This window comes from Bacillus cereus (genome assembly GCF_002561295.1).
Lineage (GTDB): Bacteria > Bacillota > Bacilli > Bacillales > Bacillaceae_G > Bacillus_A > Bacillus_A cereus_S.
In genome coordinates this window covers 224,885-238,744 of record NZ_NTUG01000002.1, presented here as the reverse complement: position 1 = coordinate 238,744, position 13,860 = coordinate 224,885, and the positions used below count along the sequence as shown (strand labels likewise).

Genomic DNA, 13,860 nt, shown 5'->3' with positions numbered 1-13,860 from the left:
AATAAAAAAGGAATGAATCTCAATCTAACACTCATATATTACTTAAGTCTATTCACATAAGAAAAGACAGCTTCATACATATGTAAATTTACTAAGGAGATGATGTAAATATGTTAAAAGGAAAAGTTGCATTAGTTACTGGGGCAAGCCGCGGAATTGGACGCGCTATTGCGAAGCGCTTAGCAAACGATGGTGCGTTAGTCGCTGTTCATTATGGAAATCGTAAAAGTGATGCAGAAGAAACCGTGCAGGAAATTCAATCGAATGGCGGTTCAGCTTTTTCCATAAATGGAAACCTCGAATCGTTACATGGTGTAGAATCTCTTTACAAATCTTTAGATTTTGAATTACAAAACCGTACTGGAGAGACTCATTTTGATATTTTAGTAAACAACGCCGGAATTGGACCAGGTGCCTTTATTGAAGAAACAACTGAAAACTTTTTTGACCGAATGATTTCCGTGAATGCAAAAGCCCCATTTTTTATTATCCAACAAGCATTGTCACGTTTACGTGACAATAGCCGTATTATCAACATTTCATCAGCTGCAACGCGAATTTCTTTACCTGATTTCATTGCCTATAGTATGACAAAGGGTGCAATCAACACAATGACTTTTACACTTGCAAAACAACTTGGGGCGAGAGGTATAACAGTGAATGCAATACTCCCAGGCTTTATTAAAACAGATATGAATGCTGAACTCTTAAGTGATCCCATGATGAAACAATATGCAACTGAAATTTCTGCTTTCGGCCGTTTAGGAGAAGTAGAAGATATTGCAGATACCGCTGCATTTCTTGCTTCTCCTGACAGTCGCTGGGTTACTGGTCAATTAGTTGATGTGAGCGGTGGTTCTTGCTTGTAAAGTGAAACTTTAATCAGCCCGCACCAATCGGGCTTTTACGGGGCAGCTGATTTCCCAACTACCTTCCTCATTTCTCTCTGAATCTTGAGGCGGAGGTCTTACTGCCCGTTAATGCGGGATAAAAAACATATAGTTTCAAATCTTTTTTATTGCGCAATAAAATAATTTATATAATACTAGATAAAACATATCTATTTAGGAGGATTACAGCAATGACAGAAAAAACATACGAACTCGCTACATTTGCAGGTGGCTGCTTTTGGTGTATGGTAAAACCATTTGATGAGCTTCCAGGTATTCAAAAAGTTGTTTCGGGCTATGCTGGTGGCCACACCCTAAACCCAACATACGAACAAGTAAAATCCGGAACATCTGGACATTTAGAAGTCGTTCAAATTACTTTCGATCCTTCTATTTTTCCTTATCAAAAATTACTAGATTTATATTGGCCACAAATTGATCCAACTGACGATGGCGGACAATTTTTTGACCGTGGTCCATCCTATCGCACAGCTATTTTTTATCATAATGAAACGCAAAAAGAGCTAGCTGAAAAATCAAAGCTAGCCATAGCAGAAAGCGGTATGTTTAAGGATCCAATCGTAACGGAAATTCGTCCAGCGTCTCCTTTCTACGAAGCAGAAGAATATCATCAACATTTTTATAAGAAGAATCCCGAAAAATACGCACAAGAACGTAAAGAGTCTGGACGTGAAGATTTTATTAAAGAAAACTGGGAAAAGAAATAATAACTCAATGTTTTAAGGTCTATGAAAAGTCATTTCATAGACCTTTATTGTATTTCAATATAATAATCCCCTACTTACTTATCCTCATTTTTCAACTGCAATGCAATTAAACTAGCAAAATCATGCACAAGTGTGGCAGCTAAAAGCGATGTAATTTGCGACTGATCATATGGCGGTAATACTTCTACTAAGTCAAAACCAACATAATTAAAACCGATTAATGAACGTACCATATTTAGCGTCTCTCGACTATTAAATCCCCCTACCTCCAGCGTACCTGTACCAGGCGCACAAGATGGATCTACAAAATCAATATCAAATGTTAAGAAACATGGCGTATCACCAATCGCTTCTCTCATTTGCTGAAGAACGCTTTCAAAACCACGATGACATAATTCAGCTGTTGTAATGACGTTATAACCCAAATCATTACTAGCTTCTATATCACCAGGGTGATTCAATGTTCCGCGAATTCCAATTTGGAATACTTTATCTGGCTGTAATAATCCTTCCTCGTGCGCACGTATAAACGGCGAACCGTGCCAATACTTTTCTTCATAATATGTATCCCATGTATCTGTGTGCGAGTCAAAATGAATCATCGCAACTGGGCCATGAACTTTTGCTGCTGCACGAAGACTTGCCAATGTGACTGAATGATCTCCACCAAGCCCGATTGGAATGATCCCTTGCTGCATTAATCCAGAAACAGCTTCTTCAATTAAATCATAGCTACGATGAATGTTGTGCGGGATAACAGAAACATCTCCAATATCGATCGCATTTGTATCATCAAACGGGTATACATGGTGAATCGGATGATATGGGAACAACGTCATCGATGCTTGACGAATTGCTTGCGGAGCAAAACGCGCACCAACGCGAAATGAAGCTGCTGTATCAAATGGCATCCCCAATATCGCAACCTTAGCTTGATCATGACTTGAAGGTAATCTCATAAATGAACCTGTCGTACAAAATTCTGGTTTTACATCTGGTGTGAGTGGATATTTCATTTCTCATTTCCCCTTCTTAAACATAATTTTTACATGCAAAGAGACTTCCCTTACTTACATTTTCTTTTATTACAATGCAAAAATTGTGCCATAGAACATGTTGATTCATTTCTGTCCTACCCTTTTTCGTTCTATGCAAACCTGAATAAATCATGCTATAACGCATAAAAAAAGAGCGAAAAATAATCGCTCTTTTTTGCTTGCCCCTGTTTATTTTCTCAATCTCTCAATAAAATCATGTAACCTATCAAGCGAAGTCATATTCTGATTACACGCTATACTATCTTTACAAATATAGTTTCCTTTTTTAACAAAGGTACCTGGTACATCCCCTTTTATTTCCACTAAAAACATACCTACTTCTTCATGACCATGACACAATGAACAAATACTCTTTTTATTTAGACTTTGAAACGTTCCTTGCAAACCTACAAACTTATTACCGTTCTTTGCTATAATAAACTTTCTGCTTGTTCCTTTATCAATCCAACCTAAATAAGACATTTCTTTCATATTTACGTCTCCCATTTCAGGAAGCTTTAGTTTTTTAGCCTTAGGAAATAATTTTTTTAACGCTTGCGGCGTAACTTCCTGAAACGGAATAACATACGGGTTTAATTTGAATAAAAACGATTCTGCGTCCTCTCTATTTTCAACCGTCAAAATTGTATCAATTAATTCTTTTTGTTCATCAGTAAGATTTTCAAAAACATGTAATACTTTTTCTATCGCAAGTGACTTCAGAGCAGCGATAACTCCTCTATCATTTGCTGTAGCATGCCCATTTGCTAAAATATGAGCTTGTGACTTTATAAAATTATATTGATCACTTCTAATAAACGCTTCCATTTCCATCACTCCATACAACTTGTTAATCTCTTTTTATTGTATACAATACAGTCCGTTTGTAAAATGCCAAAAACGATTCCTAAACAAAGTATACATAAAAAGCACTGATTATTTCTAAAAAGAATAATCAGTGCTTTTTATTATGATTTTGAATATACGATCTTTTTTATCGTTTCTGTGGAAAGAAAGTACTCCTCTGCTAATTGAAAAATAGAAGTTCCATTTTTAAAAGCATCTTTAATTTCTCTATTCCGTGCATCAATTTGCTTTCTCACGCCAGATCGTGTACCCCATTTATAATGTGCAGTTTCTTGTTTTGGAATATAAATTGTTTCACCTTGTACATACTTTTGGATTTCTACAATTAAGCTTTCTGGTAAAACAGTCGCTGCTTTTACGTATTTCATTTCTGCTCGCCCCTTATTTTTTCTCGTTCATTTTAATAAGGTGCAAAGCCGAGCATAGAAGAAATGATACGAACTCATTGTGGCGATTGTATATTACTTGTCTACCTCACGCAAAGTATCGCCATTTCCATACTTGGCTTTGCATGAGACGTTGCAGTGTCTGGCAATTGTATTGTAATCGCCATATGAACACCTCCTAATATACCTTTTGATTCTTATTATATGACAACTTTTTCTTTCTTGCATCCTCATGATTTTGAGACAAGCACTAATTTATTCAATTTGATATAATACATACAAATTGAAATGAAATATAATGCGAGGTCACTTTATGAAAAAAAGAATCATTGTATCATTGATTATACTGATTACTCTTTTCCTTCTACTCTTTGGAACTTATAAACTCATGAATTCACGGACGTATCAATTATTTGGTACATTAACAAATCGAGTAGAAACAAATCAAAAGATTGTTGCATTAACCTTTGATGATGGTCCTACAAAAAATGTAGAACAAATATTACCACTCTTAGAGAAATATAATGCAAAAGCTACTTTTTTTGTCATTGGAAATGAATTAGAGAAAAACTTGAAATTTGGGCAAACCATCGTAAAAGCTGGACATCAAATTGGAAATCATACGTACTCTCATAAGCGCATGATTTTTAAAACACCTTCTTTTGTGAAAGATGAAATTGAAAAAACGAATGCACTTATTCGTAAAACAGGGTATACAGATCAAATTGATTTCCGGCCACCGAATGGAAAAAAACTAATCGGCTTGCCCTACTATTTAAACAAGCATCATATCGAAACCATTACTTGGGATCTTGAACCGGATACGTACTACACTTCTCCTTCTGAAAAAATAAACTATGTAAATAAAAATGTAATGCCAGGTTCTATCATTTTGTTACATTCGATGTACGACGATTCTAGTAATACCCTACAAACTATTGAAGGTATTTTAGATTCTTTATCTAAACAAGGATATCAATTTGTAACTGTCAACGAGTTGCAAAACAGATAATTCTACAGAGAAAAGGCCCTAGCATTTGTTATGCTAGGGCCTTTTGTATTTTAAATCAATCCAATTACATTTAAAAATACAATAATAATTGCAATTGGTGCTATATAGCGAAGTAAAAACAACCATAATACAAATAGTTTATATCCTTTGTTTTTACTTACACCTAGTTCTTTCATTAATGTATCTTTCTTCATTTTTAACGGCACGAAGATTGCCACCAATAATACGCCAAGCGGCATTAGAACGTTACTTACTGCAAAGTCTGCTAAATCAAATATTGTTTTTCCAAACAACTTCACATCACTTAACACACCGTATGATAGTGCTGATGGAATTCCAACAACGAAAATTAATAATCCAACAATCAATGCCATCTTTTCACGTTTCCCCTTGCCTTTTGTTGTCAAAGAGGCAACGCTAATCTCTAACATAGAAATCGCCGATGTTACAGTGGCAAAGAAGAATAGTAATAAGAAAATAATAAAGAATAGTTTTCCAAAGGCCATTTTACTAAAAATAGCTGGTAATACGATAAATAGTAGTCCTGGTCCTTGCGATGGTTCCATTCCAAATGCGAACACAACAGGGAAAATCGCTAGCCCCGCAAGCAATGTAATTACAAGTGTTAAACCAACAATCGAAAATGCTGAGCGTGGTAAACTTTCTTCTTTCGGTAAATATGAACTATACGTTACCATTACTGCTACCCCGACAGATAAAGAGAAGAACGATTGTCCCATCGCATATAAAACAATTTCAGATGTTACATGAGAGAAGTCTGGTTGTAGGAAAAAGCGCACTCCTTCCCACGCTCCATCTAATGTAAGAGCACGAACAATTAATACAAAAAATAAAACAAATAGTGCTGGCATAAAGTATTTATTTACTTTCTCAACACCGTTTTGTACGCCTTTACTTACGATAAAAATAGTAATAAGGATAAATAATAGCTGAGATCCAACTGCTAAATATGGATTGGAAATGATTTCACCAAATGTTGCTTCGTATGCACCGTTTCCTTCCCACAGTCTTCCTGTAATCGCATTCCATAAATATAATAAAATCCATCCCCCGACAACACTGTAGAAAGAAAGTAATATGAAACATGTTACAATCCCTAACTTACCAACCCACGGCCATAATGTTTTAGGAGCTATTTCTTTATACGCATCAACAGCCTCTTTTTGTGTACTTCTCCCAATTACAAATTCCGCCAATAATAACGGTAAACCAATCAGTAAAGTAAAGCCGATAAAAATAAGGAAGAACGCACCGCCCCCTCCAATACCGGCCATATACGGGAACTTCCAAATTGCTCCAAGTCCAATCGCTGAACCAGCTGCAGCTAAAACGAAACCTAATTTCGATGTCCATTGCTGTGAATTCATCTTTCTATCTCCTCTCTTTTTTTATCTGTTCTATTTTTCACATTGCACCCTTACTTTTATTTTCCAATCCACTTTCCTTTCTAATGTAACCACTTCCTTTCAAAAATAAAAATCGCCCCTACGTAAGCGTAGGGACGATGAAAATATCGCGGTACCACCCTAGTTGTGAAGAATACTAAGAAACTCCCGAAATAAAAAACGTCCCTACGAAAACGTAGGGACGATAAAATATCGCGGTACCACCCTAGTTATGAAGATACAACAAGAATCATACCAAAACAAAAACGCCCCTACGCAAATACGTAGGGACGATATATATCGCGGTACCACCCTAGTTGTGAAAAAATTCTTCACCACTTTATTTGATAACGGTATATACTACCGTCTTCCATTTCCTCATTACGAGATTTATGAAAGATGCTCCAGGACGAACTTCATGAATAATCTATATACTGATTCACACCAACCACCAGCTCTCTGAAATAGGGAGATTTTCATTACTTGACCCTTTCATTGCTCAAATATTATTTTCCGAATTGATTAATATCATTTTTATCACACATTAAAAATAGTGTCAACTAGTTTTATGAATATTTATGTATCATACATTTATTTTTTCACTATAAACAGTAAGAATATGACTTTTCGATGAATACTATTACATCACTTACTGTTTATACTTTATTAAATACACCGGAAGATCTATAGTAATATAGGATAGTTACATGAGAGCACGAGTAGGAGGAAAAGTTTTGTCTACTTCAAAAGTTTTAAAAGGGACCGCTTTACTAAGCGGTGCCACAATGATTTCACGTATTTTAGGATTTATATACTTCTTCCCCTTTCAATTATTAGTCGGTACACAAGGGGTTGCTTTATATGGATATGCGTATTCTTGGTATGGTATCTTACTTAGTTTTTCAACAGCTGGTATTCCAATTGCTGTCTCTAAATTTGTAGCAAAATACAACGCATTAGGCGACTACAATACAAGTAAAAAACTATATAATTCTAGTGTAAAATTGATGTTATTCATGGGCTTTGCTGGATTTTTAATCTTATTTATCGGAGCTCCTTACATATCACAATTTATTATCCGTTCAGAGACACCAGATCCTACGTTTATCGCTGACGTTACACTTACAATGCGAGCATTAAGTTTCGCACTTATTATCGTGCCAGCAATGAGTGTTACACGCGGTTATTTCCAAGGTTTTCAGCATATGAAGCCAAGTGCTGTTTCCCAAGTTATAGAACAGATTGCACGTGTCGTTTTCATCTTAGTTGGTAGTTTCATCGTTACAAAATTATTAGGTGGTTCTGTAGCTTCTTCTGTTGCAGTCGCTACGTTTGGCGCTGTTATCGGAGCACTTGCTAGCGTTTCGATTTTAATGATGTATTGGAAAAAATACAATCATTTGAAACCACCTGAAGGAGAACTCAAATCAAGATCATCTCATATTCCATTAAAAAGTATCTATATGGAATTACTACGTTACGCAATCCCAATTGTATTTGTAGGAATTGCTATTCCGCTCTATACACTGGTGGATCAATATACGGTTGCTGATGCCCTTAGAGCGCTTGGGGAACCGCTAGAAACAGCGAACGCTATTTTCGCTTATATAACGAATTATGCGCAAAAACTTATTATGATTCCTGCTTCACTTGCAACTGGTTTTTCACTTACCATTATTCCAGCGATAACGAAATCCTTTACAGGCGGGAAAATAGAAGAACTACAAGAACAAATCGCAAAGATTTTTCAAGTGTTATTATTCTTTACAATCCCTGCTGCATTCGGACTCGCTAGCATCGCATATGATGCATTTCATATGGTTTATGTGAGCCCTGATATCGCATCAGGCGGATCACAGTATTTGATTTCTTACGCACCATCAGCTATATTAAGCGCCATTTTCACTGTTTCAGCAGCTATTTTGCAAGGAATTGATTACCAACGAAAAACAATGATTGCCTTCTCCATTGGTATTCTTGTAAAAGTCTTAGTGAATACGCCACTTCTCTACTTATTAGGTGGACATGGTGCCGTGCTTGGAACAATTCTCGGATATCTCGTTTCCGATATCATCATGCTCTATTGCATCGTCAAATTTGCAAAATTTGATATTACAGAGACAGCCAAAACGGCCTTTCTTATTACCATTTACTCCTCAGCAATGTCCGCTGTCGTAATCGGATTAAAAGCGATTATAAGATGGCTAATTCCTGGACAATCTTATATTGAATCATTACTCATCGTTATTATTTGCGGCGTAGTTGGAGGGTTGGTTTATCTTACTTTTGTACTAACAAGTGGACTTGCATCACGCATTCTTGGCGATCAAATCAATCGTTTACCTGTATTGAAAAAATTAGTAAAATAACATAAAGAAGAGGTGTAACTCAGATTCATATTACACCTCTTCTTTATTTTTAAATTATTCCTTACAGGGAGGAACCCATGACAAAAGTATGGATTCAAAAAGAAGAAATGAATGAGCACTTTTTAGACAAACTCAATCGCTCTTTAAAGATAGATGGGCATATAAACGCCATTTATTTTATGAGTAAAGGTACTGAGGGAGATTATGTTGAACACAATAAAGTGCTTTTACAGAATCTCTTAATCGCCCATAATACATACCCTCTATATCTTACATTTACTTATTACGATGACTATGAAATGATACAATCCACACTTAATAAATTAGGTATTACCTATACACTAAGCTTCCTAGAGGAAATACAAACATATTGGACTGCTAACCAAAATATAAACTATCACCCGCCTTGCTTTACAATACAAATTGATCATTCAAATGCCTTGATACTCGCTTTAGAAGCAACATTTGGGATAACAACTCAAAATGAGTTTTATGCAATTTCAAATTCTCAAAACTTATCTTTTCCATTAGAAACAATCTATGAATTTAGGAGGAAGAAAGAACATTCAATTCCCCATTTCAAAACAGAAAAAGACACGATCTTTATTACGATTGCTCACGATGGTTTAGGTTACTATTTATTTTCTAATCTAGAAAAACATTCAACATTAGAGCATTTATGCGCTAACTTGCCCAAAGGAACTACACTTGAAGAAATAGACTAAAGTTGTATTATAAGAACAAAAAAGAGATTGTATATGACGCATACAATCTCTTTTAGTATGTTCCTTATTCAAACAACCCCATACTTAAATAACGTTCTCCCGTATCAGGTGCAATACATAACACTTTCTTACCAGCACCTAATCGTTTCGCTATCATAATTGCAGCATAGACCGAAGCACCTGAAGATGGCCCTACTAATAAGCCTTCTTGTCTTGCTAAATTTCGCATTGTACTTAACGCTTCTTCATCTGCAATTTGAATAATTTCATCATACACTTCTGTATTTAAATTTTTCGGAATAAACCCCGGGCTTGTTCCAACTAGTTTATGAGGACCTGGTACACCACCAGATAAAACAGGAGAGCCTTTCGGCTCCACTACTGCGATATATAAATCTGGTAGTTTCTCTTTCAATGTTTCACCTGTTCCTGTAATCGTTCCACCCGTTCCTGCAGTCGCTACAAAGGCATCTAACTCTCCATCCATTTGTTCATAAATTTCAAGTGCTGTTGTATAACGATGAATATTCGGGTTTGCTGGGTTTTCAAATTGCTGTGGGATAAAGCTATTTGGTATTTGTTTTTGCAGTTCTACCGCTTTTGCAATTGCTCCTGGCATTCTTTGCTCTGCCGGCGTCAAAACAACGTCAGCTCCATACGCTTTAAGTAAGTTAATTCGTTCTTTTGACATATTATCTGGCATAATTAAAATTGCTTTATATCCTTTTGCAGCTGCATTCATCGCTAAGCCAATTCCTGTATTCCCACTTGTTGGTTCAATAATCGTATCACCTGGCTGAATGAGACCTTGCTCTTCCGCCATATGAATTAAATTGTATGCAGCGCGGTCTTTCACACTGCGAGATGGATTAAACATTTCTAATTTCACATATACATCAGCTGCATCTTCTGGAACAAATCGTGATAATCGTACGACTGGCGTATCTCCAATTAACTCTGTAACATTATGGCATATTTTCATAGCGCATCCCCTATTCTATATAAACCTATTTTGATTTTTCCACATATTAGCTGCGGCTATGAAAACAAAAACAGTTCTCTACTTATCTCCTCTTTTTGTTTTCACACGGCATGGGGCTAAAAAAGGCACTGACCGTTTCTATGCATGGCCGGATGCTCTCGCCCACCTAAAAAGAATGGTTTGATGTGTTTTTTAATTTGGTTATATATATCATGACTTCCGATCACTCGGCAGTAACCATGATGTAAGTCCAATTAATGGTAAACAACTACATAATACCATAATAAATTGTAGACTATACACGTCTGCTAATTTCCCAAGAACAACAGCCCCTAACGCTCCAAGACCAAATGCAAGACCGACAATTAACCCTGACACCATTCCAACTTTTCCCGGAACAAGCTCTTGCGCATACACAACAATAACACTGAAGCTACTTGAACTAATAAAACCGATACATAAAAATAACGGTACAACCCACGATAAAGAAACATACGGTAATAAAAGCGCAAGCGGTGCAGAGCCCAGCATGGAAAATACGATAATATTTTTCTTACCAAATCGATCTGCCAAAGGTCCGCCAAAGAATGTGCCAAGCACCCCAGCAATCATAAATGCAAACACAAAGTACTGCGCATTTTGAATGGATAAACCATAATGCTCGATTAAATAAAACTGATAGAAATTCCCGATGCCCGCTCCATACCAAGACCGAACGAAAGTTAAGAAAACAAGAAGAACAATTACAAATTTAATATGCGTACTTACAATTGCATTCTCAGCTTCAAGCGCAGCTCGTTTCTTTCTTCTCACCGCACCATTTACTAACTCATTTTTGTACCAGTTTGAAACAAAAATTAATAGCGCGATACCTACTGCTGCAAAAACTGTAAATCCAAGTGCTCCAATTTGTCCAAGCGGAACAAAAATTAACGCTGTAAAAATAGGCGCAAGAGAATTCCCTGTATTTCCTCCTACTTGATAAATCGATTGCGCCAAACCACGCTTCGCACCCGCTGCCATGTATGCAACGCGCGCTCCTTCTGGATGAAAGACTGCGGATCCTAATCCGATAAATAAAACAGAAATAATAACGATAATAAAGTTTGGTGCAAATGCAAGTCCAATCATCCCAAGCATACTTGAAAGCATACCAAGTGGTAGTAAAAATGGCGATGGCTTCTTATCTGAATACATCCCAAATACCGGCTGCATAATCGATGACGTCATATTCAGTGCAAATGCAATCCACCCTACTTGCATATAAGACAAATTCATCGATTTTTCCAAAATAGGAAATAGCGCCGGCACAACTGCTTGCATCGAGTCATTTAAAAAATGACCGAAACTAATCGCAAATAAAATACGATAAATCGTCGGTGAGGCTACTGTATTTTCCTTTGAAACTGCCTGCATAGTTCACTCTCTCCTTCCCTAAAAGCAGAAAATACAACTTATTAACAGTACACTTACTGTAATAATTTCTGATTTTTAAAATATTTCCTATTCTATAACGGTTTGATTTCTTTTTCCAGCAACACAACTTGGATTTCATATAAATCATATAATCTATTATATTTATATATTAATTAAATAATTTCAATTACATCAGTAGACTTCTTTATTTTATGTTGTTCAAAAAGAAAAAAAGCACATTACCCCATGTGCTTTTTTCCAATCAACTTTCATTATAATTCTCTTTTTTCTTTTAAAAGTTTTTGAAATTCCATTTCTAATTCTTCAGATGGTTCAATACTTAAGCGACTTAACACTTCTGATATTTTTGTTTCAAGTAACAGAAGCTTATCTTCTTTCGTATCTCGCACCTTTTCTACTTGCCCTAGTTTATATTGCTCGTAGTTTCCTTCAAATAATGCAATCTTTTGATTACAAATTACTAAAATTCGTGTAGCTATATTTTCAATAAACCGGCGATCATGTGAGACAAAGATTACACTTCCTTCGTACTCCTTTAGAAGAGACTCTAACGCTTCAACAGCCTCCATATCGAGAAAGTTCGTCGGTTCATCTAACACTAACGTATTAATATCACTTAAAAATAGCTTTGTTAATGCTACTTTTACTCGTTCACCACCGCTCAAAACCCCTACAGGCTTATAGACATCTTCTCTGATGAAATGCATTCTCGCGAGAACCGTTCGAATCAGTGTTTCATCCTGCTTTGAAGAAATTTGGACATTTTCAATAATTGATTTCTCCGTATCTAATATGTTTAAGTTTTGACTAAAATAGCCGATTTTAACAGCTGGCGAAAGCTTAATCCCATACTCCCCGTTCATGATTTTTTTTACAAATGTCGTTTTCCCGCTTCCATTTGAACCGATAATTGCTAATTTATCCCCACCTCGAATATGAAAACTCGTTTTGCTCCAAAGTACACGCTCACCAACTTTCCCCGCTACATCGTTTACGCGAACAATAATTCGATTTTTGAATGTTTCTGCATTCGGCAAGTTCATCTTAAGCGGTGGAATTTCTTTTACTTTTTCTACCTTTTCAAGCTTTTCTAATCTCGTTTCAATGGCCGATGCTGTTTTTTGTAGCTTCTTTTGTTTTTTTGCAAAGTATGGTTTTGCTCCTGTAATTCTTGCTTCTGATTGACTCACCTTTTTTGGAGTCTTTGTTGCTCTTTCTGCTTTTCTCTCCTTTAACTTTAACGCTTCTTCTAACTGTCTTTTCTTTTTCTCATACTTTTCATACGCTACTTGTTCTTGGCTTCGCTCTATTTCTTTTTGTTTTACATAATCGCTATAGTTGCCTGTATACTCTTTTATCTTTCCTTCATCCAATTCCCATATCGTTGTACAAAGCGCATCTAAAAATGCACGGTCATGTGAAATAACGACAAATGCACCTTGCCACTTTTTCAATTTCTTCTCCAACCATTCGATATGTTCTGTATCTAAATTTGTTGTCGGTTCATCTGCTAGTAAAAGTTCCGGATCTTTCACAAAGACTTTTTGAATATATTCTTGCGTCACTTCACCGCCACTTTTCGTTGTATCTGTTCGTTTCAGCTGCGGTAAAAGTTCACATTTCGTACGTTGAATCACATTTCCTTCTTCTGGAGAAATTTCCCCAGCTAACATTTGAAATAACGTTGTTTTCCCACTTCCATTTTTACCAACTAACCCAATTCGAGCATTTTGCTGAATTTGTAGCTGCTCTATATCTAATAATAAACGATCCCGCACATAATACTTTATATAATTAGCTTCTAATAAAAACATAGTAACATCCCCTTTTATCTAGTGTAGGAGACAAAAAATGCCCCCTATATCCATTCAGAATAGGAGGCATCATTATATATAGGTGTACACCAAAAGAGACTATCCCCTTTAGATCCAACTATACAAAGCCAATCCTATTCTGAAAAACGCAAATTAAAGGCATTACAAATAACAGCATAATCATCTGTTAAAAATAACCTTCAATTG

At 36.1% G+C, this 13,860-nt stretch carries 12 protein-coding genes and 1 other annotated feature; of the genes, 5 read left to right on the top strand and 7 right to left on the bottom strand.

All coding sequences use genetic code 11. The annotated features are described in order from the left end of the window. Positions 1-110 precede the first annotated feature (110 nt). The gene (locus tag CN373_RS01835) at positions 111-869 is read left to right on the top strand and encodes an SDR family oxidoreductase (protein ID WP_098358699.1); all 759 of its coding nucleotides are present in this window, start codon (positions 111-113) and stop codon (positions 867-869) included. A gap of 212 nt (positions 870-1,081) precedes the next feature. Continuing rightward, positions 1,082-1,618 carry a peptide-methionine (S)-S-oxide reductase MsrA gene (gene msrA / locus CN373_RS01830; RefSeq protein WP_000137080.1) on the top strand — a complete coding sequence of 179 codons (537 nt, stop codon included), beginning with the start codon at positions 1,082-1,084 and terminating at the stop codon, positions 1,616-1,618. Between the two features lie 74 nt (positions 1,619-1,692). Here msrA and speB read toward each other — a convergent pair whose 3' ends face one another. The 3 genes from speB to CN373_RS01815 all read right to left on the bottom strand — a co-directional run bounded on the left by speB (position 1,693) and on the right by CN373_RS01815 (position 3,890). Next, positions 1,693-2,634: an agmatinase gene (speB, locus tag CN373_RS01825; protein ID WP_000876942.1), complete on the bottom strand. Its 942-nt coding sequence runs from the start codon at positions 2,632-2,634 to the stop codon at positions 1,693-1,695. A gap of 210 nt (positions 2,635-2,844) precedes the next feature. After that, on the bottom strand, positions 2,845-3,483 hold the full coding sequence (locus tag CN373_RS01820) for a FusB/FusC family EF-G-binding protein (RefSeq protein WP_000387055.1): 639 nt from the start codon (positions 3,481-3,483) through the stop codon (positions 2,845-2,847). Between the two features lie 140 nt (positions 3,484-3,623). Continuing rightward, positions 3,624-3,890 (bottom strand): CD3324 family protein, encoded by a 267-nt coding sequence (locus tag CN373_RS01815; RefSeq protein WP_000878312.1) that lies wholly within the window; start codon positions 3,888-3,890, stop codon positions 3,624-3,626. A gap of 331 nt (positions 3,891-4,221) precedes the next feature. Here CN373_RS01815 and CN373_RS01810 point away from each other — a divergent pair, with 331 nt between their 5' ends. Further along, a complete protein-coding gene (locus CN373_RS01810) occupies positions 4,222-4,920 on the top strand; it encodes a polysaccharide deacetylase family protein (protein WP_098358698.1) in 699 nt (232 codons plus the stop codon). A 50-nt stretch (positions 4,921-4,970) separates the two neighbouring features. On the opposite strand, the gene CN373_RS01805 is transcribed toward CN373_RS01810, so the two are convergent. Further along, positions 4,971-6,308, bottom strand: a complete 1,338-nt coding sequence (locus CN373_RS01805; RefSeq protein WP_098358697.1) for a sodium-dependent transporter — start codon at positions 6,306-6,308, stop codon at positions 4,971-4,973. Between the two features lie 301 nt (positions 6,309-6,609). Further along, positions 6,610-6,831, bottom strand: a binding site (T-box leader). 229 nt (positions 6,832-7,060) lie between these two features. Here CN373_RS01805 and CN373_RS01800 point away from each other — a divergent pair. Together CN373_RS01800 and CN373_RS01795 are read left to right on the top strand one after the other, a co-directional pair. Continuing rightward, complete coding sequence (locus CN373_RS01800) at positions 7,061-8,695, top strand: putative polysaccharide biosynthesis protein (RefSeq protein ID WP_098358696.1); 1,635 nt, start codon at positions 7,061-7,063, stop codon at positions 8,693-8,695. Between the two features lie 77 nt (positions 8,696-8,772). After that, entirely contained in the window at positions 8,773-9,420 is a 648-nt protein-coding gene (locus CN373_RS01795) for a hypothetical protein (RefSeq protein ID WP_098358695.1), read from the top strand. Between the two features lie 64 nt (positions 9,421-9,484). On the opposite strand, the gene cysK is transcribed toward CN373_RS01795, so the two are convergent. From cysK to CN373_RS01780, 3 genes are all read right to left on the bottom strand, one after another. Next, on the bottom strand, positions 9,485-10,402 hold the full coding sequence (gene cysK / locus CN373_RS01790) for a cysteine synthase A (protein ID WP_098358694.1): 918 nt from the start codon (positions 10,400-10,402) through the stop codon (positions 9,485-9,487). A gap of 210 nt (positions 10,403-10,612) precedes the next feature. Then, entirely contained in the window at positions 10,613-11,818 is a 1,206-nt protein-coding gene (locus CN373_RS01785; protein WP_001149400.1) for an MFS transporter, read from the bottom strand. A gap of 272 nt (positions 11,819-12,090) precedes the next feature. Next, a complete protein-coding gene (locus tag CN373_RS01780; protein WP_000479249.1) occupies positions 12,091-13,653 on the bottom strand; it encodes a Vga family ABC-F type ribosomal protection protein in 1,563 nt (520 codons plus the stop codon). Positions 13,654-13,860: the final 207 nt, after the last annotated feature.